Here is a 26,169-nt window from a genome sequence, read left to right as displayed (position 1 = left end):
AATCTTGGATGCCCAGCGACGCAAGAAATTTGCATAACCCGTCAAGATTTTGTGTGCCGCTGTGCAAGCCGCGTAGCAGTCGACCGCCACCGCCTGCTCCGTACACCTCACCGTCCGTCCCCGCCGCCGCGACCAGACAAGCTCCGACAGCCCGCTGGACGTCCTCCCGCGGGCTCGGTGCGTCGCGCCCCCCGCCCCGAGAGGCCAAGACGTCATGAGAACTCGAAAGACCAGGTGGCGGCTCTTTGCCGCGGTCCTGGCGACCGCGGTCATCGCCGCCACGATGCCCCCGGCCGCGCAGGCCGCCGGCGGGCCCAACCTCGCCCTCGGCAAGTCCGTGCAGGCCAGCAGCTCCAACGGCCCGTACGGCACCGGCAACGTCAACGACAACAACGCCGGGTCGTACTGGGAGAGCACCAACAACGTGTTCCCGCAGTGGATCCAGGTCGACCTGGGCGCCAACACGGCCATCGACCAGGTGGTGCTGAAGCTGCCCTCGAACTGGGGCACCCGCACGCAGACCCTGGCCGTGCAGGGCAGCGTCAACGGCACCGCGTTCAACGACCTGTCGCCGTCGGCCGGGCGGGTGTTCAACCAGTCCGCGCAGAACGTGGTGACCATCAACTTCACCGCGGCCAGCGTCCGGTACGTGCGGGTCACCATCTCCGCCAACACCGGCTGGCCCGCCGGGCAGCTGTCGGAGTTCGAGATCTACGGCGCCGCGGGCACCGTCCAGCCGCCGACCGCACCCGGCAACCTCGCCTACACCCAGCCCGCGTCGGGCCAGATCCGGCTCACGTGGACCGCGTCGACCTCGGCGGCGGGCATCGCCAGCTACCAGGTCTTCGCCAACGGCGCGCTGCGGGCGACGGTCGGCGGCAACGTCCTGGTGTACACCGACACGCAGCCGGACACGGCGACGGTCGAGTACTACGTGAAGGCGACCGACCCGGCGGGTAACACGTCGGCGGAGAGCAACCACGTGACCCGGACCGGGACCACCCCGCCGAACGGCACGAACCTGGCCCAGGGCAAGGCGATCGAGGCCAACTCCTCGGTGTTCTCGTTCGTGGCGACCAACGCCAACGACGGCAACGTCGGCTCCTACTGGGAGTCCAACGGCCTCCCCGGCATCCTGACGGTGAAGCTCGGCTCCAACGCCGACATCAGCTCCGTCGTCGTGAAGCTCAACCCCGACACCGCGTGGGGCCCGCGCACCCAGGCGATCCAGGTCCTCGGCCGCGAGCAGTCCGCGACCGGGTTCACGTCGCTGAAGGCCCGCGCCGACTACGGCTTCAGCCCGACCGGCAACCAGAACACGGTGTCGATCCCCGTCAGCGGCCGCGTCGCCGACCTGCAGCTGCAGATCTTCACCAACAACGGCGCTCCCGGCGGCCAGGTCGCCGAGCTCCAGGTCATCGGCACCCCGGCGCCGAACCCGGACCTCGTCGTCACCGCCCTCACGTGGTCGCCGTCGGCCCCGACCGAGGTCACCCCGGTCACGGTCTCCGCGACGGTGCGCAACGCCGGCACCGCCGCTTCCGCCGCCACCACGGTCAACGTCAACGTCGGCGGGGCCTCCGCCGGGACCGCCGCCGTCGGTGCGCTCGCCGCCGGCGCGTCCACGACCGTCACCGTCAACGCCGGCACCCGCGCCATGGGCAGCTACCCGGTGTCCGCGACCGTCGACCCCGCGAACACGGTCGCCGAGCAGGACGAGTCCAACAACGCGTTCACCGCCTCGTCGCAGCTCGTCGTCGCCCAGGCGCCCGGCCCGGACCTGCAGGTGCTGAGCGTGTCGTCGAACCCGGCGAACCCCGCGGTCGGCGCGGCCGTCAGCTTCACCGTCGCCGTCAACAACCGCGGTACCACCGCGTCCGGCGTCAACACGGTCACCCGCGTCACCGTCGGCGGCACCACGCTCAACGGCACCACGGGCTCGATCGCGGCCGGCGCCACCGCCAACGTCGCGATCAGCGGCACCTGGACCGCGACCAGCGGCGGCGCGACCATCACCGCGACCGCCGACGCCACCGGCGTGCTCACGGAGACCAACGAGAGCAACAACACCTTCACGCAGTCGATCGTCGTCGGGCGGGGCGCGGCGGTGCCGTACACCTCGTACGAGGCGGAGGCCGGCACCTACCAGGGCACCCTGGTGACCGCCGACTCGCTGCGCACGTTCGGGCACACCAACTTCGGCACCGAGTCCTCGGGCCGCGCGTCGGTGCGCCTCAACAGCCAGGGCAACTACGTCGAGATCACCTCGACCAACCAGGCGAACTCGATCGTCGTGCGCAACTCCGTCCCGGACTCCGCCTCCGGCGGCGGTCAGGACTACACGATCAGCCTGTACGCCAACAACGTCTTCGTCCAGAAGATCACGCTGTCCTCGAAGTACAGCTGGCTGTACGGCACGACGGACGACACCGAGTCGCTGTCGAACTCGCCGCAGGCCAACGCCCGCCGCCTGTTCGACGAGTCGCACGCGCTGCTGGCGTCGTCCTACCCGCCCGGCACCAAGTTCAAGCTGCAGCGCGACGCCGGTGACACCGCGTCCTTCTACTACATCGACCTGATCGACCTGGAGCAGGTCGCGCCGGCGCTCAGCCAGCCCGCCGGGTGCACGTCGATCACCACGTACGGTGCGGTCCCCAACGACGGCATCGACGACTCCGCCGCCATCCAGCGCGCCGTCAACGACGACATGAACGGCGTCATCAGCTGCGTATGGATCCCGGCCGGCCAGTGGCGGCAGGAGCAGAAGATCCTGTCCGTCGACCCGACCCGCGGCCAGTACAACCAGAAGGGCATCCGCAACGTCACCATCCGCGGCGCGGGCATGTGGCACTCGCAGCTCTACACGCTCACCGAGCCGCAGAACGTCGTCGGCAACATCAATCACCCCCACGAGGGCAACGTCGGCTTCGACATCGACGACAGCACGCAGATCTCCGATCTCGCGATCTTCGGCGGTACGACCAACCGCGCCAACCGCGGTCACGGTCTGAACGGCCGGTTCGGGAAGAACACGAAGATCAGCAACGTGTGGATCGAGCACGTCAACGTCGGCGCGTGGGTCGGCCGCGACTACAGCGACACCCCCGCCTACTGGAACCCGGGCGACGGCCTCGAGTTCACCGGGATGCGCATCCGCGACACGTTCGCCGACGGCATCAACTTCTCCAACGGCACGAAGAACTCCCGCGTGTTCAACTCCTCGTTCCGTACCACCGGCGACGACTCGCTCGCCGTCTGGGCCAACCCGCGGGTGAAGGACGCGGCCGTCGACATCGCCCACGACAACCACTTCACCAACAACACCGTCCAGCTGCCGTGGCGCGCCAACGGCATCGCCATCTACGGCGGCTACGGCAACGGCATCGAGAACAACCTCGTCTCCGACACCATGAACTACCCCGGCATCATGCTGGCGACCGACCACTCCCCGCAGCCCTTCAGCGGCACCACGGTCATCGCCAACAACGGCCTCTACCGGTGCGGCGGCGTCTTCTGGAACGAGGACCAGGAGTTCGGCGCGATCACGCTCTTCCCGTCGTCGCTCGACATCGTCGGCGTCACCATCCGCGACACCGACATCTTCGACTCCACGTACGACGGCATCCAGTTCAAGAACGGCGGCGGCAACATGCCGAACGTCGCGATCACCAACGTGCGCATCGACAAGTCCAACAACGGCGCGGGCATCCTCGCCATGTCCGGCGCGCGCGGCAACGCCAACCTGACGAACGTGACCATCACCAACTCCGCCGACGGCAACATCGTCAAGGAGCCCGGCTCACAGTTCGTCATCACCGGCGGCTGATCATCTGTCAGATCAACGCGGGTCCGTCCTCAGGGGCGGGCCCGCGTTGCGTTGTGCGTTTACGTATGACGGGGTGTGAAGAGAGGTGGTCAGGACGGGGGGTGCTCGACGCGGACGGAGAGGCGGGTCGTGCCGATGACGATCTCGTCGCCGGGGTTGACGGTGACGGTGGTGACCTTCTGGCCGTTGACCCGGGAGCCGTTGGCGGAGCCCAGGTCGGTCAGGGTGAGCCGGTTGCCGTCGAAGTCGAGGCGGGCGTGCTGGCGGGAGGCGCCCGTGTCGGCGAGGCGCAGGTCGGCCTGGTCGCCGCGGCCGATGACGGTGCTGCCGCGCTGGACGGCGTGGGCGTAGCCGTCGTCGGTGACGAGGCGGACGCCGCTGTCGGGGCCGCGCCGGGTGCGCTGGTCCGCGCCGGTGTACACCTGGGCGTCGACGCGGAAGAGGCCGGTCTCCAGGTTCTCGCCGCGGGACACCTCGACGAGGATGTCGCCGTAGACGGCCCAGCCCTGCTCGCCGATGTACTCGGCCTGCGACTGGGCGAGCTCGCGGGCGAGGGCGGCGGCGTACGCGGCCAGGCGCTCGTGGTCGGCGGGGGACAGGACGATCACGTAGCGGTTGGGGACCAGGATGCGGCCGCCGGGGATGCTGGTCTTCCCGGCGTTCGCCTCGGTCTGCATCGCGTTGAGGATCTCCACCGGGTGGACGACACCCTTGAACACCTTGGCGAAGGCGCCTTCGACCAGGCCCTCGAGACGCTTCTCAAACCGCTGCAGTCCGCTCACGCCGACACCTCCGCTCCGCTCCGGCGTCGCCGCGAGCCACCCTGCGCCTATGGTGAGCGGGCCTGCGGCCCGCTCACGCCTCAACGGTAGCGGGCATGAACGTTTCACGACCGTCGTGGTGCCGACAAGGCCGGCGGCAACAGTGCTGAGCTGGGAAAAGGGCCAGGTCAGAGATGTCCCGGGACATCGGTGTAACTGGCGTCACCCGGAAGGAGCACCCAGGATCGCCGGTCATGAAGGTCTTGCACAAACGTGGACTCCTCGCGGTGGGCGCCGCCACCGCCCTCGCGGTCACCGGGATCATCGTCCTGCCCGCCGTCAACGCGTCCGCGGCCAGCGGCTGCCGCGTCGCGTACACGGTGAACCAGTGGCCGGGCGGGTTCACCGGCAACATCACGATCACCAACCTCGGCGACGCCGTGAACGGCTGGACGCTCGGCTTCACGTTCCCCGACGCGGGGCAGAAGGTCGGGCAGGGCTGGTCGGCGACGTTCAGCCAGAGCGGCGCCGCGGTCACCGCCCGCAGCCTGGACTACAACGGCGGCCTGGCGACCGGCGCGTCGACGAGCATCGGCTTCAACGGTACGTGGACCGCCGCCAACCCGACGCCGGCGACGTTCACGCTCAACGGCGTGACCTGCACCGGCGGGGTCACGAACAGCCCGACGCCGTCGAAGTCCCCGTCGAGCAGCCCGCCGCCGAGCACCAGCCCGAGCCCGAGCACGCCGCCGCAGGGTGGCACGCCGCTCGCGGCCAACGGGCAGCTGCACGTCTGCGGCGTCAACCTCTGCAACCAGAACAACAAGGCGATCCAGCTGCGGGGCATGAGCACCCACGGCATCCAGTGGTTCGCCTCCTGCGTCACCAACGCCTCCGTGGCCGCGCTTGCCGACGACTGGAAGGCCGACCTGCTGCGGATCGCGATGTACGTGCAGGAGCAGGGCTACGAGACGAACCCGGCCGGGTTCACCAACCAGGTCAACCAGTACGTCGACCTGGCCGAGTCCAAGGGCATGTACGCGATCATCGACTTCCACACGCTGACGCCGGGTGACCCGAACTACAACCTGGACCGGGCCAAGACGTTCTTCGCCTCGGTCGCGCAGCGCAACGCGAACAAGAAGAACGTCATCTACGAGATCGCCAACGAGCCCAACAACGTGTCGTGGCAGGGGATCAAGTCCTACGCGGAGCAGGTCATCCCGGTCATCCGGGCGGCCGACCCCGACGCGGTCGTGATCGTCGGCACCCGCGGCTGGTCGTCGCTCGGCGTGTCCGACGGCACCGACGAGAACGAGATCGTCGCCAACCCGGTGAACGCGCAGAACATCATGTACACGTTCCACTTCTACGCCGCGTCGCACCTGGACAACTACCGCAACGTGGTGTCGCGGGCGGCCGGCCGGCTGCCGCTCTTCGTGACCGAGTTCGGCACGGTCACCTACACCGGCGGCGGCAACGTCGACCTCAACAGCAGCGCCGCGTGGCTGGACCTGCTCGACTCGAAGAAGATCAGCTACGCGAACTGGACGTACTCGGACGCGAACGAGAGCAGCGCCGCGTTCAAGCCGGGCACCTGCTCGGCGGGCAGCTGGACGAACCCGAACCAGCTGACCACCTCCGGCGCCTTCCTCCGCGGCCGGATCCGCACCGCCGACAACTTCTGATCCACCCGCGAAACAGGGGGCGGGACGCGCGCGCGTCCCGCCCCCGACGCACGTCAGACCAGCAGGGCGAAGTCCCGCTTCACCACGCGGCCGTCCACCAGCACGGTCCGCACGTCCGACGCGGTCACGCACGAGACGACCGCGCCCGCCCGGTCGCCGCGCAGGTGGCCGAGGCCGTCCAGGAGCAGCAGGTCAGCGCGTCCGCCCGCTTCGACGGTACCGACGACGCCGGCGAGACCCACGGCCCTGGCGCCGTCGAGTGTCGCCGCGAGCAGCAGGTCCCCGGACGGCGGCACCGACGCGGAACCCGTCGCCAGCCGGGCCGTGCGCAGCGTGTCCCGCAGCGGCTCGAACAGGTCCGGCGGGTTGTCGATCACGACGTCGACGCCGAACGCGGGCCGCGCGCCGGCCTCCGCCAGCCGCCCGTACGCGGACCCGCCGTGCCCCATCACCGCCTCCACCGTCGGCGTCACCACGACGGCCGTGCCCGACTCGGCGAGCAGCTTCGCGTCGTCGGCGGTTACCGCGTTGAGGTGCACGAGCTGCAGGTGCGGGCCGAGCAGCCCCTCGTCGTGCAGCCGCCGCACGCACGGGCCGGCGACGTGCGCCGCGACCATCACGCCGAGCTCCCGGCCCCGCCTGATCTCGGCGGCGGCGGTGTCCCAGTCGCCGTACTCGGGGCCGAGGATCGACAGCGCGCCCGTGACCCGGCCGGTGGCGCGCCCGAGTGAGGCGGGGTCGCAGAACCCGACCACGGCGCGGATGCCGGACGTCTCGAACGCCTCGACCACCGCGTCGGTGTGCTCGGGGGAGTGGGTCGCGTTGCTGTAGTCGAAGACCGTGGTGACGCCCGCGTCGAGCGCCGCGCGGGCGCCGAGGAGCGTCGCCCGGCCGGCGTCGGCGGGGGACATCGCGGCCAGGGCGGCGCCGAGCACCTCCACGAAGTACCGGGACATCGGCATGTCGGCGCCGGAGCCGCGCAGCGGCGCCTGCCACACGTGCCGGTGCGCGTCGACGAACCCCGCGGTCACGGTGAGCCCCGCCGCGTCGATGACCTCACACGACGGATCGGCCTGGGCGGCGAGCGAAGGACCGACGGCCGTGATCACGCCGCCGGTACAGAGAACGTCGGTGCCCGGCAACTCCGGACCGTTGCCGGGCACGACGTGAGCGTTCTGAATGAGCACCTGACGATGCACGTACACCTCCGAGAAAAGCTTTCGTGAAAGCTATCTCGAAAGTCATGTGCTCCGCAAGGCGCGGGGTCAGGTGGCGGTGCAGGTCACCGCCGGTGCCGAGTTGGTGCCGTTCCAGGAGCCGTTGAAGCCGAAGCTCGTGGACTGCCCGGCGCCCAGCTTGCCGTTGTAGCTCACGTTCGTGGCCGTCGAGACGGCCCCGCTGGACGTGATCGCCGCGTTCCAGAACGAGGTGATCGTCTGGCCGTTGGCCCAGGTCAGGCGGACCATCCAGCCGTTGGTCCCGGCCGCGCCGGCGGTGACGGTCACGTTGGCGCCGAAGCCGCCGCTCCACTCGCTGGTCTTGGCGTAGCTCGCCGAGCACCCGCCCGGCGGCACCGAGACCGACGCCGACGGTGACGTCGACGGCGACCGCGAGGCCGACGGCGACGTGGAAGGCGACCGCGACGGCGACGCGCTGTTCGAAGGTCCGGGCCCACCGGTGAAGATCACGTCACTGCAGAAGTAGTACGACTGGTCCAGGTGGCTGGCCTGCCAGATCGTGTACATGACGTGCCGGCCGGTCCGGCTCCCGGCGTTGACCTGCGCCTGGTACTGCGGCGCCGGCGCGTACCGCCCGGTGCTGTTGACCAGCTCGAGGCTCGCCCACGTCAGCGGCTGCGTGGTCGGGTCGAACCCCTGCTTGGTGATGTAGATGCGCAGGTAGTCGGCGCCGTGCTGGGCGGCGTCGGTGAGGGTCAGCGTGAAGTTGTTCGGCTTCGTCGCGGCGACCCACGCCCCGACGGTGTCCATGGAGGCGTACCGGCCGTTCTGCGTACGGCCGCCGCTGCACAGCTGACCGTCGGGGATGGCGGCCTGGTGGTTGCCGGCGACGCCCTCACGGTAGAGGCCGTTCCAGTTCCACATCGTGTCCGGGTTGGCCTGCCAGGCCTGGGCGCACATCGGGTCGGTCTGGGACATGTTCGGGTTCTGGAAGTCGCTGCCCCACCTGGCCCAGCAGCCGTAGTTGCGCGACGGCGGGTCGGTGACCGAGCCGTGCGCGGCGGCGGGACTCTGCGCGACGACGACCGCGGCCACCGCGGCGGCCAGGGTGGCGACCGCGCCGATGGCGAACGGTCTCATACGGGCTGAAAGTTGCACTGGGAACTCCGTCACGTCGATGCGAGTTGCATGCATGGCGACGCCTGCGGCGCAGCTCAGATGCTGTCCGCGGCGCTGTGCGGCTCCCACCTACATGATACCCACGCCATGGATCACCGTGAATGGACAGGTCCCCGATCGCCCATGCGCACACGCGATCCAGCCACGGGGGAACTACAGTCTCAGCACTCGATGACGGTGACGGCCAGGCCGCCGCGGGCGGTTTCCTTGTACTTCACCGACATGTCGCGGCCGGTGTCGCGCATGGTGCGGATCGCCTTGTCGAGGGTGACCTTGTGGCTGCCGTCGCCGTTCAGGGCGAGACGGGCGGCGTTGATGGCCTTCACGCTGGCGATGGCGTTGCGTTCGATGCAGGGGATCTGGACGAGGCCGCCCACCGGGTCGCAGGTGAGGCCCAGGTTGTGCTCCAGGCCGATCTCGGCCGCGTTCTCCACCTGGGCGGGGGTGCCGCCGAGGACCTCGCACAGGCCGGCGGCGGCCATCGCGCACGCCGAGCCCACCTCGCCCTGGCAGCCCACCTCCGCGCCGGAGATGGAGGCGTTGCCCTTGATGAGGATGCCGATGGCGGCGGCGGTGAGGAGGAAGCGGGCGACGCCGTCGTCGGTGGCGCCGGGGACGAAGCGCGTGTAGTAGTGCAGGACGGCGGGGATGATGCCGGCGGCGCCGTTGGTCGGGGCGGTGACGATGCGGCCGCCGGAGGCGTTCTCCTCGTTGACGGCGAGGGCGTAGAGGTTCACCCAGTCGAGGACCTTCAGCGGGTCGGCGCCGTCGGCGGAGGCCTTCAGGTCGCGGTACAGTGCCGGCGCCCGCCGCGGCACGCGCAGCCCGCCGGGCAGGACGCCGTCGCGGGAGCAGCCACGGTCGACGCACGCCTGCATGACGGACCACAGGTGCAGCAGCCCGGCCCGGGTCTCGGTGTCGGGGCGCCAGGCGCGTTCGTTGGCGTACATGACGGCGCTCACCGGCAGGTCCAGCGAGGCGCACAGGGCCAGCAGCTCGCCGCCGGTCGCGAACGGATGCGGCAGCCGCGTGGTGTCGGGCACGATGCCGGTGTCGCCGACCACGAAGCCGCCGCCGACGGAGAAGTACGTCCGCTCGAGCAGCGGCGCGCCGTCGGCGGAGTAGGCGGCGAACCGCATGCCGTTCGGGTGCTCGGGCAGCGACTTGCGCCGGTGCAGGACGACGTCGTCGTCGACGGAGAACGCGACGGCACGGCCTGTGGCGAGGTGGAGCAGGCCGGTGCGGCGGACGTCGTCGACGCGTTCGTCGGCGGTGTCGGTGTCGACGGTCGCCGGGTCCTCCCCGAGCAGGCCGAGGACGACGGCCTTCGCGGAGCCGTGGCCGTGGCCGGTGGCGCCGAGCGAGCCGAAGAGCTCCGCCCGCACCCGGGCGACCGGCAGCCCGTCCAGTGCCGACGCGAAGCGGCGGGCGGCGCGCATCGGGCCGACGGTGTGCGACGACGACGGGCCGATGCCGACGGAGTACAGGTCGAACGCGCTCAGCGCCACCGGGCTCACCCGACCAGGGCGGCGTAGGCGGCGGCGTCGAGCAGCTCGGGGGCGGCGCCCGTGAGGCGGAGCGTGAAGAGCCAGCCGCGCCGGTACGGGTCGTCGTTGACCGCTCCCGGTTCGGTGGCGATGAGCGGGTTGACCGAGACGACGACGCCGTCGGCGGGCGCGATGAGGTCGCTGACGGACTTCGTCGACTCGATCTCCCCGCACGGCTCGCCGGCGGTGACCAGCGTGCCGACCTCGGGCAGCTGCACGTAGACGATGTCGCCGAGCGCGGACGCGGCGAACGCGGTGATGCCGACGACGCCGTCGGAGAACCACTCGTGGTCACGCGTGTAGGACAGGTGCGACGGGATCGCGGACATGGCGCTCATCTCCGGCTGGTTCGACGACATGACGTTCACTTCGGCGGTGCGACGTAGAAGGGCAGTTGCACGACGGTGGCCTCGACGCTCGCGCCGCGGACGTCGACGGCGAGCCGGGTCCCGGGCTCGGCGAGGGCGGGCGGCACGTACGCCATCGCGACGGGATGGCCTAGGGTCGGCGACAGCGCGCCGCTGGTGACGGCGCCGGCCACCGCGCCGGTCGCCGGGTCGAGCACCTGGTAGCCGGCGCGCGGCGCCCGCCGGGATCCGGTGACGAGCCCGGCCAGGACCTCGACCGGCGCCGAGTCGCGCTGGCGGCGCAGGGCGGCGGCGCCGACGAAGTCGCGTTTGGAGAAGTCGACGAGGCGGGCGAGGCCGGCCTGCAGCGGGGTCCGCCGGACGGACAGCTCGTGCCCGTACAGCGCCATCCCCGCCTCGAGGCGCAGCGTGTCGCGGCAGGCCAGCCCCGCCGGCGTCGGGCCGCGGTCGAGCAGCGCCCGCCACACGGCGACGGCGTCATCGGGGCGGCAGTAGACCTCGAAGCCGTCCTCGCCGGTGTACCCGGTCCGCGCCAGCAGCACGTCCCGCCCGGCGAGCGGGAACGGGCGGATCGCGTAGTACCGCAGCGGCCCCGGGTCGAGGATCGACGCCGCCGAAGGCCCCTGCACGGCGATCAGCGCCCAGTCGGCGGACGTGTCGCGGACGGTGACGTGGAAGCCGTCGGCGTGCTCGCGGAGCATCGCGAAGACGACGGCGGTGTTGGCGGCGTTCGCGACCACCAGGTAGCGCCGGTCCGCGAGGCGGTAGACGACGAGGTCGTCGAGGACCCCGCCGGTGTCGTGGCACAGCATCGTGTACCGGGCGCGGCCCACCTCGATCGCCGACAGCCTGCCGACGAGCGCGTAGTCGAGGAACCGGTCCGCCTCGGCGCCGGTGACCTCGAGCTGGCCCATGTGCGACAGGTCGAACAACCCGGCGGCGCGCCGCACCGCGTGGTGCTCGGCGAGGTCCCCCTGGTAGCGCAGCGGCATGCGCCAGCCGGCGAAGGAGGTGAAGGTGGCGCCGAGATCGCGGTGCACGTCGAAGAGCGGTGTCACGGAGGCTCCCTGGGTCCGGATGCCGTCGCGGACGGCACCCCTGCTGGGTGACCTCCCCGCTCTGTCATCGGAGCCTGAGAGCTTCGCCGCCCGCGACGAGCGGGGCGGTTTGCACCGTGGGCGCAGGACACGGATCGTCCTGACTTTCCAGAGTCGCCTGACCGCGGCGGTACCGATGCCTGAGAGATTCTGGGGAGAACGTTGCTCCTTCGGCGCCTCGGACTGACCGAGGGCTCTCCCGTCGCGGGTCGTGCAGCGCGATATGCGGTTGTGGTCAGGACCGTAAGTCCCGCCGCACCGCCCCGTCAAGCCCGGAAAGTGTTATGACACGAGACCGGAGGGGGTCCGCCAGAGGGTGAACGAACAGACGGGAACGACAGTGGCACAGTCCGACGAGGTCCTCGTGGCGGCGGCCCGCGACGGTGACCGGGCCGCCGTGGAGGCCCTCGCCGCGCGCTACCTGCCGCTGGTCTACTCCGTCGTCGGCCGCGGCGCCGACCGGGACCTCGACGTCGACGACATCGTCCAGGACGCGATGGTCCGCGTCGTGACGGGGGTTTCGACGGTACGGCGGGCCGGGCGCTTCCGGTCGTGGGTGGTGACGATCGCCCTGCGGCAGCTCGCCGACGCCCGTGCGGAGGCCCGCCGGGCCAGGCTGACCCGCGGCGAGGACCAGCCGGACGGCCTGCCCGACACCGCCGACCCGTCGGCGGACCTCGTCGGCCTCGCCGTGCTGCGGCAGGTCCTGGACGTCGAGCAACGGGGTATCGCGGAGGCGGCCCGCTGGCTGGACCCGGCGCACCGCACGGTGCTGTCGCTGTGGTGGCTGGAGGCCGGTGGTCACCTGACCCGCGCCGAGGTCGCCGACGCCCTCGACCTGCCGGCCGCGCACGCCGGGGTGCGGGTGCAGCGGATGCGCGAGCAGCTCGACGTGGCCCGTTCGGTGGTCCGCGCCCTGGACGCGTCGCCCGGCTGCCCGGCGCTGCGCGAGGTCGTGGCCGGCTGGGACGGAGAGCCGGACCCGTTGTGGCGCAAGCGGATCGCCCGGCACGTCCGCGACTGTCCACAGTGCACGGAGCGGTCCCGCCGGCTCCCGGCGGCGGAGGGCCTCCTTGCCGGCCTGCCGCTCCTGGCGCCCCCGCCGAAGGCGGCCGCCGGCGGGTGGGCGCTCAAGGCCTTCGCGCTGGCCGGCGGGGCCGCGGCTCTGGCGCTCGCGCTCGTGATCGGCGTGACGGTGTGGCGGCAGCCCGACGAGCCGCGGCGGGAGGTGCCGGCCGCCCGGCCGCCCGCGACCGCCCAGGCGCCCGCGCCGTCCTCGCCCGCCGCTTCCCCGGCCGCACCGTCCCCGTCCGTGCCGCCGTTCTTCGCCACCGTGCCCGCGGTGCCGAAGGTGGCCGAGTTCGCGCCCGCGGGTGCGGTGCGGCAACAGCAGCGGGTGGCGGGCCGCGACAACGGGCAGAGCACCCGGTACGCCGACCGGTCCGTCTGGATCTTCGACGACACCACGCTCAAGGACCCGTTCGGCTTCCTGTCCAACAGCGGCGCCGCCACGAAGGACCTCGACGCGTCCGACGGCATCGACCTCACCTCCGGCAGCCCCGCCGCCGTCACCGTCGGCGACGTGCTCTACGCGTACGGCGCCTGCACGTACCAAGGCTGCAAACTCGGCAAGGTCGGCCTCGCCGACGTGACGGACCGTCGCAAGTGGACGTTCTGGACGGGCGGCGGCTGGACGGCCGACCCCGCGGCCGGGGCGTTCACGAACGCCGCCGGCGCGGCCGGGCAGACCGTCTTCTACGCCCCGGCGCTGAAGGCGTGGATCAACACGTTCATGCCGTACGGCTCCAACGACGTCATGTTCCAGGTCGGCGGCGCGCCGTTCGGCCCGTGGTCGAAGCCGGTGAAGGCGGCGACCGTCCCGGCGGGCGGCGACGCGGCCAAGTACGACAGGTACTGGACGAGCCCGTCACGCCGCGCGTACTCGGGGTGGCCGAACAGCGCGTAGTCGGTGGCCTTCCCGCCGGCGGTCGTCATCGCCTTCACCGGCTTCGACTTGCCGTAGAACACGAGCACCCGCCCGCGCGCGGGGTCCGCGACGACAGGACCGGGCCAGAACCCGAACTGCACCTTGTTCGCCTGCTCGTACGCCTTCTCCGCGGCCGACCTCGGGATCAGCTCCACCGGCGCCTTCGACGCGTCGACGGTGACCGGGTTGTTCGACGTGAGGTCGATGCCGTCTCCCGCGTCGAGGTCCTTCGTGGCCGCGCCGCTGTTGGACAGGAAACCCCACGGCTCCTTGAGCGTCGTGTCGTCGAAGATCCAGACGGACCGGTCGCCGTACCGGGTGCTCTGCCCGTTGTCGCGCCCCGCCACCGGCTGCTGCTGCCGTACCGCACCCCCCGCCACGGCCTCGCTCACCTCCGGCACCGCGGGCACGGCGGCGAAGAACGGCGGCGGTGCGTTCCCCGCGGCCGACTTCGCCGGCGCACCCCCGGACGCCCCGCGCGACGCCGCGGCGGTGCTGGACGGACTGTTCGACGGTGCGGCGCCCCCGGCGCCGGCCCCAGCGTCGGCGGACGGAGCCGTGCCGGTCTGGCTCCGGCCCTGGGTCTGGGTCTGACCCTGGGGTTCGCACCCCGACCCGGCGAGCAGCACGACGGCCGCAACCCCGGCCGCGGACAGATGGCGCAGGTTCACTTCATCCCCTTCGGTTCGATGGTCCGGATCCACAGACCCGCGCGCCCCACGACCCGTAACACTTTTCCTCCGCACCACCCACGCCGCCGCCACCCCTCGCCGTCGCAGGGATGTCCATTTCCGGGATCGACCTCGTCGGTCGGTCTGGCGTGTCCCCCCGCGTCACCCTCGCGCAGACGTTGGTCAATACCCGGAGATGTCCATGTTCGAGGTCGACCTTGCTGGTCGGTCCGGTGTGCCCCCTTGCGCGTCGCCCTCGCGCTGACGTTGGTCAATGCCCGGAGATGTCCATGTTCGAGGTCGACCTTGCTGGTCGGTCCGGTGTGCCCCCTTGCGCGTCGCCCTCGCGCAGGCGTTGGTCAATGCCCGGAGATGTCCGATTTCCGAGATTGACGCTGCGCGATCTACCCCTCAATTGAAGATCATCTTGGGGGTGGATCGCGCAATGTCTATTGCGCAAAAGCCGTAAACGCGGGCATTGACCAATGTCTGTGTTGGGGCGCGGGGGAGGTTGGGCGGGTGGAGTGGGGTTGCTGTGAGGGAGTTGCGGGCGTCGGTGGGGGTGCCGGTATTGGTGAGCGCGGCGCGCAGGTCGGGGCGGTGGTGCAGCGGTTGCGGATCCGGGGCGTGGGCGGCTGGGCCTGAGTCGACGTCGGGGGTGTGTGGGTGGCCGGGCCTGGTTTGCGGCTGAGGTCGGGGGTGTGTGGTGTGGGTGGCCGGGCCTGGGTTGCGGCGGACGTTGGGGTGTGTGGGCCGCCGGGCTGAGGTTGGGGGTGTGTGGGTGGCTGAACTTGGGTTGCGGCAGAGGTTGGGGCGCTGGGCGGTGGTGCGAGAGCTGTGGATCGAGCGGCTGGCCTGCTCTGGGGTAAGTGGCCGGGTGGGGCGGGAGAAGCGGCACAGGCTGGAGCGGCGCAGGCTGGACGGCGGTGTGCGTCGCGTTGCGTGACGACCTGGCTGACGAGGGCTGCGTCCGGAGACCTCGCCGCGTCCGGCTGTCCGGACGCGGTCTTGTCAGAGCGGTGTGTGGGTCGCCGGTGCCCGGGGGTTCTGATGGGCCTGCGGTCGGGGTTCTTCCGCCGGGGTTGCCACGGTTTTGTGCACCATGTGAAGCCCCCGGCCTCGGTGTGCCGGGGGCGTGGTTGTGCACGGGTGGTTCCGGGGGGCGGCGCGAAAGTTTCCCGGCTGACGGTTGGCCGAACGGCGGGGCGTGGCGGTGGGGCAGGTGGACCTTACGGAGAGGTGCCTGACAGACACCGCCGGCGACGCTGGGTGGCTGGGGTCCGGGTGGTGGTGGCGGCGAAACTTTCAGGCGGGGCGGCGGGCGATCGCGATCACGGACTGGCCGAACGGTGGGGTGACGAAGCGTTCGGCGAAGCGGGTCATCGGGGCGACCGTCGAGTCGTAGAACTTGACCATCATGCCGGGGCCTGGCTTCTGGCGCAGGAGGCAGGTGGAGACGTAGTAGCCGATCAGGCCGAGCGAGTTGGCGTAGTGCAGCTTCTCGATCTCCAGGTCGGCGGCGAGCAGCACCTCACGCATGGTCTTCTTGGTGTACCGGCGGACGTGGCCGGTAGCGATGTCGGCGGGGCCCATCGCGAAGGGGAACGCCGGCACCACGATGATCACGTGGCCGCCGGGGCGGACCAGGGAGCGCATGGTGCGCAGGGCGCCCAGGTGGTCCTCGATGTGCTCCAGGACGTTGTACGACACGGCGGCGCTGTGCTCGGCGGTGATGTCGCTGGGCAGCATGAGCTCGCGGATCGACACCTCGCGGTCGGCCGAGAAGCGCTCCTTGAGCGCGAGCAGCCGGTCCGGGTCGGCCTCCGTGACCGTCATGCGCGGAGCGTGCTCCAGCCACTCCGCCGCATAGTCGCCCAGGCCCGCGCTGACCTCGATCGGGTCGTCGCCCAGGTACGGCGTCGCGAACGCGACGAACCACTTGCGGTGGTTCTTCGCCATCGCGAGGCCCTCGAGCACCTCGGACTGGATGAGCTGGTCACCGAGGATCTCCGAACTGCGATCCCGATCGCCTCCAGGCGGCACGGCGTTCTCCTCGGTAGCTCGGCGATCCAACGGTCTGATCATGTTATCCGGAATTGGCGTAGTTTATCGACGTCGATGCCGGGAGGCCAGTGCGTGCGTCACGGGCCCCTGGACAGCTATGGTCTCACCCGTGAAAACCGGCGGAAAGAACGCGCTTGTCGTCGTGAGCTACGTGGTCTTCTCCGTCGTGCTCTTCCACCATCTGTGGGCGGCACCCCAGACCCGGATGCTGGCCGACAACAACCAGGACCAGGTCTTCTTCGAGTGGGTGCTCACGCACGCCGCGCGGCTGTTCACCCATGGTGACACCCCGTTCTTCACCGACCAGCTCAACGCCCCGCTGGGCGTGAACCTGATGGCCAACACGTCCATCCTGGGCCTCGCCCTCCCGCTCGCCCCGATCACGCTGCTGTTCGGGGCGCCGGTCACGTTCGCCGTCATCAGCACGATCGCGCCGGCCGGCACCGCCATCGCCTGGTTCTTCATGCTGCTGCGCTGCGGCGTGGTCCGGACCCGGACGGCAGCCTACCTGGGAGCGCTCTTCTGCGGTTTCGGCCCCGCGATGATCTCGCAGACGACCGGTCACCCCAACATCGCCGGCCAGTTCATGATCCCTCTGATCCTGTGGGCCGTGTTCCGGATGCGCGAGCCGGGCGACACGGTCCGCAAGGGTCTCGTGCTCGCCGCGCTCGTCGTGTACCAGTGCTTCATCAACGAAGAGGTCCTGTTCCTCGCGGCGTTCGCGTTGCTGGTGTTCCTGCTGGTGTTCCTGCGGCCCAGCGAGATGCTCCCGGCCGCGCGGGCGGCACTGCCGGCGCTCGGCGTCACCGCCCTCGTGGCGGGGGTCATCATGGCGTACCCGCTCTGGCACCAGTTCACCGGCCCGCAGGCGTACCACGGGCTGCCCGACTTCGTGCACGGCTTCAGCGCCGACCTCTACGGGTTCTCGAACTTCAGCCGCCGCTCCATCCTCGGTGACATCCCGCGCATCGAGAAGCTCGGCGGCCCGACGGAGGAGAACACGTTCTTCGGCTGGCCGCTGCTGCTGCTCCTGCCCGCCGCCGCGGCCTCCCTCTGGCGGCACCGGGGCGCCCGGGCGCTGTTCGTCACCGCGGTCGTGTTCTCGCTGCTGTCGCTCGGCCCGATCGTGCGGTACAAGGGCGAGGAGACCACCTGGCACGGCCCGTGGCGCTACCTGGTCGATCTGCCGCTGTTCGACTCGGTGGTGCCGACCCGGGTCGCGCTCGTGGTGACCCCGCTCGTGGGCGTGCTGCTGGCGATCCTCGTCGACCGGTTCGTGGTGCCGCCGCCGGTCACCCGGCCGGAGCCGGTCGAGGAGGCCGCGTTCGCCTCGGAGGCGCCGGCCACGGACGCCGTCGCGGACACCGACGGCACGGACGAGGGCAAGGCCAGAGACAAGGCCAGGGACACGTTCCAGGACGACGACGAGGAGCCGCTGCCGTACGCGGGCCGCTGGCTGTGGGCCGCCGCCCTCGCGATGGCGCTGCTGCCGCTCGTGCCGACGCCGCAACCGACGAACGACCGGCCGCTGGCGCCCGTGTTCTTCAGCAGCGGCATGTGGCGCGAGCACGTGCCGGACCAGGCCACCGTCGTCGTCATCCCCGGCGGCTGGTGGGAGGGCCTCGACGCGATGCGCTGGGCCGTCGACTCGGACATCGACTTCAAGATCGCCGGCGGCTACTTCCTCGCCCCCGACCCGAACGACCCCGAGCACAAGGCCATGTTCGGCCCGACGTACCCGCCGACGTGGAGCCTGCTGGGCCAGGTCGGCAACGACGGCGTCGTGCCCCAGCTCGGCCCCGAGCACGTCGCCCAGGCCCGCACCGACCTCGCGTACTGGAAGGCGGACCGCATCATCCTCGCCGACAGCCACGGCAACAGCGACGCCGTGCGCCAGACCGCCGACCAGCTCTTCGGCCCCGGCGAGCACATCGCCGACGTGTGGGTCTGGAAGGTGCAGCACTAGGCGTCGAGCGCCTGGGTGTCGAGCGCCTGGGTGACGATCAGCTCCTCGATGCCGTAGAGGAACGTGGTCATGTCGTCGCGGGGCATGAGGGCGCTGTCGGCGGTCATGGCGAGCTCCAGGGCGCCGGGGGCGTCCTGGGCGTCCAGGGCGAACGACACGCCCCGGCGCGGCTCGTGCTCCACCGGCCAGGTGAGCGTGGTGCGGGTGAGGGCCTCGCGCAGCGGTGCCGGCGCGGGGGCGGCGAAGCCCAGCGCCGGCATCAGCCCCCGCTGGTCGTTGACGAAGCACGAGTGGTCGCAGGTGCTGTCGAGGGCGGCGACGTCACGGTCGAGGGCGAGCTTGTCGTAGTACGCGTGGCGTTGCGCGGACATGGCGGCGCCGAAGGTGCGGCGCACGAGGTCCGGGAACGCGACCCGGGTGCCGGTGAGGTGGAACAGTCCTTCCTGGGCGATCGTGGTGACCCCGTCCGCCATGCCCGGCAGGAACCGGTTGTTGACGACGACCTGGAAGACGGCCTCGTCGACGCCGGTGATCCGGGTGGCGGAGGCGGCGGCCGCGGCGAGGACGACCGAGGCGGGGGTGACGGACAGGTCGGCCGCGACCCGGTCCAGCGCCAGGCCGAGCGCGGGGGAGTTGAGCACCGCGTTCGGGAACGTGGCCGCCGGCGCGGTGCCGGCCCGGGCCGGGAACATGCTCGCCGGGCCGCTGCCGAGCTTCGACAGCCACGAGCGGCGGGCGGCCGCGTCGCGCCGGCGGCCCCGGTCGGAGGTCTGGAACGCCGCCTCCTCGAGTGGCTGCAGCAGGTCCCGTCGCGGCAGCGTCCCGTGTACGAGCGTCGCGAAGTCCGCGAGGAGGTTGCGCAGACCCCATCCGTCGGAGGCGGTGTGTGACAGGAAGAACACGACGTAGCGGATACCGCCGCCGGCGTGGACGACCCCGACCCGCAGCGGCCACTCCCGGGTCGCGTCGAACGGGACGGCGAGCAGCTCGTCGCGCAGCGCGTACGCGGCCTCGGTGACCGCCTCCCCGGCGGCGAACCGGGTCACGAGCGGGATGCCGCCCGAGGCGTGCACGACCTGTTCGAGGCGGCCGTCGTCGGCCGAGCGCAGCCGCGTCCGCAGCGACTCGTGCAGCAGCACCAGCGACCGCACCGCGGCCTCGACGCGGTCCGCGGGGACCGGCGACGGCAGCGGCATGCCGCCGGAGACGTTGTACCGGGCGGCGTCGGTGCCGAGGTTGCGCACCACGTCCCAGATCGCCTGCTGCCCCCACGTGGCCGGCCCCGACCCGGCCCGCCCGCCGCTGAACGTGACCTCCGACCGCCGGTCCGCCTGGATCTCCACCACTGCCATGCCGCACTCCCACCGTGTAGCCCGCCGAATACCCGAGTGTTGTGCACCGCGGCGGCCGTGTCGACGGCGCCGCGAAGCTGTATATGCAGGGGTCCGTACGGTTCCCGGGCCGCTCACAGGCAGTACGTGCGGACCTTGACGACCGGCAGCCCCAGCGGGCCGGCGACGCTCGTGGCGTCCTGCTCGGTGGCGAAGTACACGACCGTGTAGGAGGTCGCCGGCAGGCCGCCGAGCGCCGCCGCGGACCCCACGTCGCAGCCGGTCGGCACGACCGAGGCGCGATACCCGAGCCGGCCGAGGTCGCCGGCCTTCTCGGTGACCGGTCCGCCCTCGACGCCGGCGACCACCGCCCATGCCTCGCCCCCGTTCACCGGCTTCGTGGCCCGCACCGTCGACGCCGGCGGGGCGCAGGTCGCCTTGTACGGGCACATCCGGCCGACGAGCTCCTGGGTCAGGAGCGTCTCCCACCTGTCGGCGCCGAGGCCGTCGAGCACGGCGATCGCGGTGCCGACCCGGACCACCACGAACCTGTACGGCTCCCCGGTGTGCTCACCGGCGCCGTCGCGCGGCAGCGCCACGGTGACGGTCAGCGCCTCGGCGCCGAGCGGCGGGCTCGCCACGGGCTGCAACACCTCCGCGTCCCCGAAGCCGCTGCACTGCCGCATCCGCGGGCGGAGGTCCCGCATGACGGCCTTGGCGGCGTCCTCGTCCGCGTACACGTACAGGGACTGGGTGGCCTGGACCCGCTGCGCCTCCTTCCCGAAGAACAGCGCGAGGGACCGGCGGGCGGCCGGCGCGCCGAAGCACCCCACGTTGTAGTCGTGGTTGTCGATGGCCTGCTCGGCGCCCGCGTTGCCCGTGTCGCCCACGCCGCCCGCCTCGCCCACCAGGAAGCCCGGCGGGACGCGTTCGGGGCGGTTGCCGGTCGGGGTCGGCGCCGCCGGTACCGACGCCGAAACCGCAGGCAGGATCGGCGCGGCCTGCCGGTCGGGGTCGTGCAGGACCGACCACCCGCCGGTGAGGACCGCGAGGACGGTCAGTCCGGCGACCACCACGCGCCCCGCGCGGCGGCGCCGCCCAAGGGCGGCGATCCGAGCCGCCGGCGGCGCGACCGCGGCCGCGTCGACGTGCTGCCGGAGCTTCGAGAACGCGTCGTCGACGCCGGTCATGGTTGCCTCACATCCTGCGGGTCGGCGGCTGGGTCGGCAACGGTCAGCATCGGGGCGAGCGCCTGCCGGCCGCGGGCCAGGCGCGCCTTCACCGTGTTCTCCGGTGCGCCCTCCATCCGGGCGATCTCCGCGACCGCGAACCCGCCGAGGTGGTAGAGCACGAGGGCGCGGCGCTGCGGCTCGGGCAGCCGGCGCAGCGCGGCCACGAGGTCCAGCGTCGCCGGGTCCGGCTCGGGCACCGGCGCCGGCGGGCCGTGCCGGGTCCAGCCCGCGAACGCGGTCCGGGCCCGCCGCCACCTGCTGATGACGAGGTTGTGCCCGACCCGGCCGATCCAGGCCCGCGGATCTTCGTACGCGCTGATCCGCCGCCACCGCGACCAGGCCCGCACGTACACCTCCTGCGCCACGTCCTGCGCCTCGCCGAGGTCGCCCGTGTACGCGACGAGCTGCGCGACGAGCCCCCGGTAGGTGTCCCGGTAGAACTCCGCGAACGTGTCGGCGTCTGCCATGCCCAGGAACACGCCGCCGGCGGGCGCCCGGTTGCATACGGAAAAGCATTCGTTCCAGTGATTTTCCGCGTGCCACCGTACGGGCATGAACGACTTCGTGCGGCACCTCCAGCGGCACGACACGGCGCTGCGGGTCCCGCGCGCCGGAGCCGTGCTGTTCGACGACGAGGCGGTGCACGCCTCGGCGTACCTCGCCGACCCGCAGCGGTACGCGCTGACCGCCCTCACCCCGGGGATCCTCGCCCCGCAGCGGGCCCGTCTGCTGCTGCAGCTGCTCCTCGCCTCCCGGGCCGGCCTCGGCGACGCCGTCCGCGACACCCTCGCCCGGGTGACCCGCGTGCTGGCGCTCGGGCTGGCACCCGCCGACGTGCTGACCGTGCTGCTCGCCGTCCGGCGTCGCCGCGCCAACCACAAGCACGTCACCCGGACCGCGCTCACGGTGCTGCTCGAGCACCCGCGGGCCGCCGAGATCGTGGCCGCGCGGCGGGCCGTCGTGCAGGACTGCTTCGAGCACGCCCTCGGCCGCGGCACCGCCCGTGCCGTGCTCGACGCGGTGCGCCGTGGCTCCGCGCCGCGGCACCGCCTGCTGCGGTCCGTGCCGTCCGCCGGTGCCGTCGCGTCGCTGGTGCCGCTGGTGTACGAGCACCGCGCCGGCACCGCGCTCGTGCCGCTCCCGGCGACGGGTGGCGGTCTCGACCTGCGCACTGACCGGCCGGCGACCGTGACCGCCACCAATCGGGGCGACCTGGCGGCGACGCTCGTACACCTGCTGCGCGGCGGGCCGAGCGACGACCTGCGGCCGGCGGTCGAGCGCTACACCGACGCGGCCGTCGCCGGGCTGCCGCGCTACGAGGGCACGGTCGCGCTGGTGCTGGACGACTCGGCGTCGATGCGCGGGTACGGGGAGCGCGAGTGGGCCGTGGCGTCGCAGGTCGCCGCGCTGCGGCTGGTCCTGCAGCGGGTCTGCGCGCGGCTCGTGGTGGTGCCGGTCGGCGGTTCCTCGTCGGGCGTCTCGGCCGGCCTTTCGTCGGGCGTCTCGGCCGGCGTCTCGTCGGGCTTCTCGTCCGGCGTCTCGTCGGGCTTTTTGTCGGGCGGGTTCGGTGGGGCCACCGATCTTGCCGCCGGGGTGCTGGACGCGTTGTCCGGTGTGGATGCGCCGGACGTCGTCGTGGTCGCCTCCGACGGGTACGAGAACGTGTACCCGGGCGACCTGGCGTGGGTCACCGCGGCGCTGCCGGGTGCGGGGGTGCGCACGCCGGTCGTGTTCTGCCAGGCCACGTACGGCCCCGCCGACGACCTGACGCTGCGCCGGCCCGCACCCGCACTGCCGCAGCTGCCGTTCTGGCACACCGATGACCTGGCGCCGCTCGTACTGTGGCTGCTGTCCCATGTGGACGGTGCCGCCGCGGACCGGTGGATCGTCGCGGAGCTGCGCCGCCGTCTGTCGGTCTTCGAGTCTGTCGTGGAAGGAGGCTCGTCGTGAACCTGCCAGTCCCGGCCGGGGTGGACACCGCCGGCTACCGGCTCGGCCCGCCGCAGCGGGCGGGCGCGCTGACCATGGTGCCGGTCTTCGGGCCGTCCTACCCGGGCATCGCACCGCCGCGCAGCGGGCTGAAGCTCAGCCGGGTCGTCACATACGGCCAGGTCGAGCTGACCAACCCGTCGGCTTCCGGGGTGGCCGTCGTGCCGCTGCACGTCGGCTACATCCAGGACGCGGCGCAGAACCACGCCCTGTGCCGGTCGGCGTTCATCGCGGCCGGGCAGACGCTGCGCTTCGACGACGCGTGCTGCGTGCAGGAGAGCCAGGGCGGCTACCTGTCCGAGCGCGACCAGTGGTTCTTCATCCTGCCGGTCGAGCTGCGCGCGGCGGCGCTGGGGCTGCGGGGGACCAGCCAGTACAGCAAGCTGTGGGGCGACATCGCGCGGTTCAACGGCCGGTACGGCCTGCCCGCCCGCGGCCACCTCGAGCAGGTGCTGACCCGCAAGCGTGCGGTGCTCACCCAGTACCAGAGCCGCCTGGAGCTGCTGGACGGCCAGCTCGGCGCCCTCTTCTTCGCCGGCGACACCCTCGCCGGCGTGGAGATCGCGCCGGACCCCGTCTACTTCGCGGAGGTCTGGATGGCGCTGGTCTGCTTCGCCTACGGCCCGGCCGCGTGGTTCGCCTCCGCCGCTGTTGCCGCTGCTGCTGGTCCTGGCGCCGCTTGCGAGGCCGGCTCGCTGGACGACATCCGGGCCGCCCTGCACCGGCGCCGGCAGTCCGTGGCGGACGAGGTGAGCGAGTGGCTGTCGCGCGCCGCATGGCAACCGGACTCGGTCATCGAGGACGAGCGCTACCTCGACCTGCGACTGTCCACTGTGTCCGGCCCAGCCGCCGCCGGCCAGGTCGTGACGGACGGCTCCCGTCTCGTGTACGCGTCCCTGTTCGCCACGGCCCTGTAATTCGGTTGGCGCCACGACGCGGATCCGGTTGAATCACAGGTGTTGCGGGACTGCGCCAGGCCTCGCCGACAGGCCTCGCCGACAGGCCCCCCGATTCCAAGTCGGGGCACAAGTCGCTTAGAGAGCGGCCTATTCATGTCGGCACGGCGCTGGCCACACGCACCGCACCGCCTCCCAGGCGCCACTCCCGGACCTCCGGGGGTGGCGCCTTCCGGCTTCCCCCACCCCACGACTTCTGCCGCCTGTGCAACGGCCCGGAGCTGCGTAGTGGCTGCTCCGGGCCGGTGGTTGGAACGACGGGTCGGGTGTGGGGCCGACCGCAGGGGCCTAGCGGGTGGCGTCCGACTGGTCGCGGGCGTCGCGCTGGGTGGGGACCGGGTGGTCCGAGGAGTGGCGGGCGTAGCCGTTGCCGGCGGTGGGGCGGTCGGCGTCCTGGGCCTCGTGTGCGGCGGACCTCGGCTCGAACAGGCTGCGTGGCCTGGTCTCGCCGCGGCCGTTGGGGGCGAGCGGGGCGTGCTCGCCGGAGCGGCTGTCGCCGTCGGTGCCGCTCCCGGCGCCGTTGCCGTTGAGGCCGCCGTTGCCGTTGACGCCGTTGGGGGTGCCGAGCGACGCGTGCTCGCCGGATGCGCTGTCGTCGGCCGGGTCGGCGTCGTCGGCTTCGGTGTCCTGAGACGCGGGGTCGGCGCCGTTCGTGGGGATTCCGGCGAGCGGGCGGCCGGCGAGGGGGTGGCCGGTGCCGGTGATGGGCTGGCCGGTGAGCGGGTGGACCGCGACGGGCTGGCCGGTCAGCGGGTTCACGGCGACCGGCTGGGTCGCCGGCTGGCCGGCCACGGGCTGTGGCTGACCGGAAGGCTGACCGGAGGCGGGCTGCGGCGCGGACCCGGCCGACGGCTGGCCGCCGCCCGGCTCCTGCTCGGCCAGGCGCTGCTGCTCGGCGAGGCGCTGCTGGTCGGCGAGGCGCTGCTGGTCGGCGGCGCGTTCCGCGGGGGTACGGACCGGGATCTTCGTGTACTCGCCGGTCTCGCCACCCGCGGCGGCGGCCATGACGGCGGCCGCGGCCAGGTCGGCGACCCGCTTCGCCTCACGCTGGACGCGGGCGCGGACCTCCTTGGCGTGCCGCTCCGCGCCCTCGGCGGCCGAGCGGGCCTCCTCGAGGCGGGCCATCTCCTCGGCCAGGTCCTGGCGGGTCTCCTTCAGGCGCTGCTGGAACTGCTGGACCTCACGCTCGGTGGTCGCACCCTCGCGGCGGGTCTGGGCGAGGCGCTGCTGGTTGGACTCGAGCTCGGCCTGCAGCTGGGACAGCGCCTGCCGGCGGGCCTGGATCTCGCGCTGGACGGTGGCAAGCTGGTGCTGGGCGGCGGTGTTCTGCTCGTCGCCGCGGCGGCGCAGCTCGGTGACGTGCTGCTCGGCCTCGGCCTTGACGGCGGCGCACTGCTCGTCGACGCCGGCCCGCTGGCGCACCAGCTCCTCCTCGACCGCCTCGCGGTGCGTGGCGATCTCCTTCTCGGTCGTCTCGCGGTGGTCGGCGATCTCCTTCTCGGCCTGTGCCTTCCACTGGGCCAGCTCCTGCTGGGTCTGCTTGCGGGCGGCCTCGATCTCCTGCTGGATCTTGAGGTGGGCCGCCTCCAGGAGGGCCTTCGCCTGGGCCTGGGTGTGCTTGATCTGGGCGGCGCTCTGCTCGTTGATCCTGGCGGCCTCCTGCTCGGCGCGCTGCTGCGCGGCCTCACTGTTGGCCCGGAGCCGCTCGGCGACCTCACGGATCTCGGCGAGCTCGGCCTGCGCGGCCGCGCGGCGCTCCTCGTACGCCTGCTGCTCCTCGGTGCGGCGCTGCGCCAGCTCGTCCTCGAGGTCCTGCAGGGTCTTCGCGGCCAGCTCGCGGGCGTCGGCGAGGACCTTCTCGGCCTCGGCCTGGTGCTTCGTGGCCCGCTCCTGGGTGGTGCTGGTGATCTGGTTGGCCTGCTTCTCGGCGAGCGCGAGGATGTCGTCGACCATCGGCCCGAGGTGCCGGAACGAGGCCTTGTCGACCTGCGCCGGCCGGTCCTTGACCTCGTTCAGCTCCTGCTGCAGCTGCTGGCGCTGCGCCTGCATCGACCGCAGCCGGGTGTCGAGGTCCTGCCGGTCGGCGTCGATCCGCCGGCGCTCCTGCGCGAGCTGGGCCAGCTCGCGGTCCCGCTTTGCGAGGTACTGGTCGACCTGTCCCTGGTCATACCCGCGAAGCGCGACCTTGAAGGCCGGCCGCGCGCCGGAATCCTCGCGAGCCGTCGCCAGCTCTCCGCCCTGGGACATGTGCCAACCCTCCATACCATCGCGAGCGCGATCCGCCGCCACGCTACCGTCGTCTGCCGTCGGGCCAACACCCCGCCCGGCG

At 72.1% G+C, this 26,169-nt stretch carries 17 protein-coding genes and 2 riboswitches; of the genes, 6 read left to right on the top strand and 11 right to left on the bottom strand.

Annotation, left to right across the window (positions count from 1 at the left end; translation table 11 throughout):
• The first annotated feature begins 214 nt into the window (after positions 1 to 214).
• Positions 215 to 3,826, top strand: coding sequence for a CARDB domain-containing protein (locus ACQEVZ_RS58155; protein WP_433385240.1), 3,612 nt, complete (start codon positions 215 to 217; stop codon positions 3,824 to 3,826).
• Between the two features lie 89 nt (positions 3,827 to 3,915).
• On the opposite strand, the gene ACQEVZ_RS58150 is transcribed toward ACQEVZ_RS58155, so the two are convergent.
• Positions 3,916 to 4,608 (bottom strand): DUF3662 and FHA domain-containing protein, encoded by a 693-nt coding sequence (locus tag ACQEVZ_RS58150; protein WP_344504554.1) that lies wholly within the window; start codon positions 4,606 to 4,608, stop codon positions 3,916 to 3,918.
• Positions 4,609 to 4,841: 233 nt separating this feature from the next.
• Here ACQEVZ_RS58150 and ACQEVZ_RS58145 point away from each other — a divergent pair, with 233 nt between their 5' ends.
• The gene (locus ACQEVZ_RS58145; RefSeq protein WP_433385237.1) at positions 4,842 to 6,275 is read left to right on the top strand and encodes a cellulase family glycosylhydrolase; all 1,434 of its coding nucleotides are present in this window, start codon (positions 4,842 to 4,844) and stop codon (positions 6,273 to 6,275) included.
• 53 nt (positions 6,276 to 6,328) lie between these two features.
• On the opposite strand, the gene ACQEVZ_RS58140 is transcribed toward ACQEVZ_RS58145, so the two are convergent.
• The 5 genes from ACQEVZ_RS58140 to gcvT form a co-directional block, all read right to left on the bottom strand.
• Complete coding sequence (locus ACQEVZ_RS58140) at positions 6,329 to 7,474, bottom strand: amidohydrolase family protein (protein ID WP_433385234.1); 1,146 nt, start codon at positions 7,472 to 7,474, stop codon at positions 6,329 to 6,331.
• A gap of 66 nt (positions 7,475 to 7,540) precedes the next feature.
• Positions 7,541 to 8,593, bottom strand: coding sequence for a lytic polysaccharide monooxygenase auxiliary activity family 9 protein (locus tag ACQEVZ_RS58135; protein WP_433385231.1), 1,053 nt, complete (start codon positions 8,591 to 8,593; stop codon positions 7,541 to 7,543).
• A gap of 200 nt (positions 8,594 to 8,793) precedes the next feature.
• Positions 8,794 to 10,140 carry an L-serine ammonia-lyase gene (locus tag ACQEVZ_RS58130; RefSeq protein WP_433385228.1) on the bottom strand — a complete coding sequence of 449 codons (1,347 nt, stop codon included), beginning with the start codon at positions 10,138 to 10,140 and terminating at the stop codon, positions 8,794 to 8,796.
• A 5-nt stretch (positions 10,141 to 10,145) separates the two neighbouring features.
• Entirely contained in the window at positions 10,146 to 10,538 is a 393-nt protein-coding gene (locus ACQEVZ_RS58125; RefSeq protein ID WP_433385225.1) for a glycine cleavage system protein H, read from the bottom strand.
• Between the two features lie 5 nt (positions 10,539 to 10,543).
• A complete protein-coding gene (gcvT, locus tag ACQEVZ_RS58120) occupies positions 10,544 to 11,605 on the bottom strand; it encodes a glycine cleavage system aminomethyltransferase GcvT (RefSeq protein ID WP_433385221.1) in 1,062 nt (353 codons plus the stop codon).
• A gap of 51 nt (positions 11,606 to 11,656) precedes the next feature.
• Positions 11,657 to 11,762: riboswitch (glycine riboswitch) on the bottom strand.
• Positions 11,763 to 11,856: riboswitch (glycine riboswitch) on the bottom strand.
• Between the two features lie 128 nt (positions 11,857 to 11,984).
• Between gcvT and ACQEVZ_RS58115 the strand changes: the two genes are divergently transcribed.
• Complete coding sequence (locus ACQEVZ_RS58115) at positions 11,985 to 13,610, top strand: RNA polymerase sigma factor (protein WP_433385218.1); 1,626 nt, start codon at positions 11,985 to 11,987, stop codon at positions 13,608 to 13,610.
• Between the two features lie 1,997 nt (positions 13,611 to 15,607).
• On the opposite strand, the gene ACQEVZ_RS58110 is transcribed toward ACQEVZ_RS58115, so the two are convergent.
• On the bottom strand, positions 15,608 to 16,261 hold the full coding sequence (locus tag ACQEVZ_RS58110) for a methyltransferase domain-containing protein (protein ID WP_433386208.1): 654 nt from the start codon (positions 16,259 to 16,261) through the stop codon (positions 15,608 to 15,610).
• A gap of 214 nt (positions 16,262 to 16,475) precedes the next feature.
• On the opposite strand from ACQEVZ_RS58110, the gene ACQEVZ_RS58105 reads away from it, so the two are divergent.
• Positions 16,476 to 18,332, top strand: a complete 1,857-nt coding sequence (locus ACQEVZ_RS58105) for a hypothetical protein (RefSeq protein ID WP_433385215.1) — start codon at positions 16,476 to 16,478, stop codon at positions 18,330 to 18,332.
• On the opposite strand, the gene ACQEVZ_RS58100 is transcribed toward ACQEVZ_RS58105, so the two are convergent.
• The 3 genes from ACQEVZ_RS58100 to ACQEVZ_RS58090 form a co-directional block, all read right to left on the bottom strand.
• Positions 18,329 to 19,684, bottom strand: coding sequence for a condensation domain-containing protein (locus ACQEVZ_RS58100; protein WP_433385212.1), 1,356 nt, complete (start codon positions 19,682 to 19,684; stop codon positions 18,329 to 18,331). The two genes, ACQEVZ_RS58105 and ACQEVZ_RS58100, sit on opposite strands and share 4 nt — an antisense overlap.
• Positions 19,685 to 19,797: 113 nt before the next feature.
• Positions 19,798 to 20,853: a hypothetical protein gene (locus ACQEVZ_RS58095; protein ID WP_433385209.1), complete on the bottom strand. Its 1,056-nt coding sequence runs from the start codon at positions 20,851 to 20,853 to the stop codon at positions 19,798 to 19,800.
• A complete protein-coding gene (locus ACQEVZ_RS58090; RefSeq protein ID WP_433385206.1) occupies positions 20,850 to 21,362 on the bottom strand; it encodes an RNA polymerase sigma factor in 513 nt (170 codons plus the stop codon). Before ACQEVZ_RS58090 ends, ACQEVZ_RS58095 begins: the two co-directional genes overlap by 4 nt.
• An 85-nt stretch (positions 21,363 to 21,447) precedes the next feature.
• Here ACQEVZ_RS58090 and ACQEVZ_RS58085 point away from each other — a divergent pair, with 85 nt between their 5' ends.
• Positions 21,448 to 22,845 carry a hypothetical protein gene (locus ACQEVZ_RS58085; RefSeq protein ID WP_433385203.1) on the top strand — a complete coding sequence of 466 codons (1,398 nt, stop codon included), beginning with the start codon at positions 21,448 to 21,450 and terminating at the stop codon, positions 22,843 to 22,845.
• Entirely contained in the window at positions 22,842 to 23,801 is a 960-nt protein-coding gene (locus ACQEVZ_RS58080; protein WP_433385200.1) for an ARPP-1 family domain-containing protein, read from the top strand. The genes ACQEVZ_RS58085 and ACQEVZ_RS58080 overlap by 4 nt, the downstream gene beginning before the upstream one ends.
• A 327-nt stretch (positions 23,802 to 24,128) precedes the next feature.
• Here the strand turns inward: ACQEVZ_RS58080 and ACQEVZ_RS58075 are convergent, their stop codons facing one another.
• Positions 24,129 to 26,087 (bottom strand): hypothetical protein, encoded by a 1,959-nt coding sequence (locus ACQEVZ_RS58075; RefSeq protein WP_433385197.1) that lies wholly within the window; start codon positions 26,085 to 26,087, stop codon positions 24,129 to 24,131.
• Positions 26,088 to 26,169 lie beyond the last annotated feature (82 nt).

It is taken from the genome of Dactylosporangium sp. CA-152071 (genome assembly GCF_050936335.1).
Classification (GTDB): Bacteria; Actinomycetota; Actinomycetes; order Mycobacteriales; family Micromonosporaceae; genus Dactylosporangium; species Dactylosporangium maewongense.
The sequence above is the reverse complement of the archived record's forward strand: the minus strand, read 5'-3'. Positions and strand labels throughout refer to the sequence as shown.

Excerpts from the sequence above, each read along its gene's own strand:
- ACQEVZ_RS58155 (WP_433385240.1), top strand. The coding sequence starts at position 215 with ATGAGAACTCGAAAGACCAGGTGGCGGCTCTTTGCCGCGGTCCTGGCG.
- ACQEVZ_RS58145 (WP_433385237.1), top strand. The coding sequence starts at position 4,842 with ATGAAGGTCTTGCACAAACGTGGACTCCTCGCGGTGGGCGCCGCCACC.
- ACQEVZ_RS58135 (WP_433385231.1), bottom strand. The coding sequence starts at position 8,593 with ATGAGACCGTTCGCCATCGGCGCGGTCGCCACCCTGGCCGCCGCGGTG.
- ACQEVZ_RS58125 (WP_433385225.1), bottom strand. The coding sequence starts at position 10,538 with ATGTCGTCGAACCAGCCGGAGATGAGCGCCATGTCCGCGATCCCGTCG.
- ACQEVZ_RS58110 (WP_433386208.1), bottom strand. The coding sequence starts at position 16,261 with ATGGCGAAGAACCACCGCAAGTGGTTCGTCGCGTTCGCGACGCCGTAC.
- ACQEVZ_RS58100 (WP_433385212.1), bottom strand. The coding sequence starts at position 19,684 with ATGGCAGTGGTGGAGATCCAGGCGGACCGGCGGTCGGAGGTCACGTTC.
- ACQEVZ_RS58095 (WP_433385209.1), bottom strand. The coding sequence starts at position 20,853 with ATGACCGGCGTCGACGACGCGTTCTCGAAGCTCCGGCAGCACGTCGAC.
- ACQEVZ_RS58090 (WP_433385206.1), bottom strand. The coding sequence starts at position 21,362 with ATGGCAGACGCCGACACGTTCGCGGAGTTCTACCGGGACACCTACCGG.
- ACQEVZ_RS58085 (WP_433385203.1), top strand. The coding sequence starts at position 21,448 with ATGAACGACTTCGTGCGGCACCTCCAGCGGCACGACACGGCGCTGCGG.
- ACQEVZ_RS58075 (WP_433385197.1), bottom strand. The coding sequence starts at position 26,087 with ATGTCCCAGGGCGGAGAGCTGGCGACGGCTCGCGAGGATTCCGGCGCG.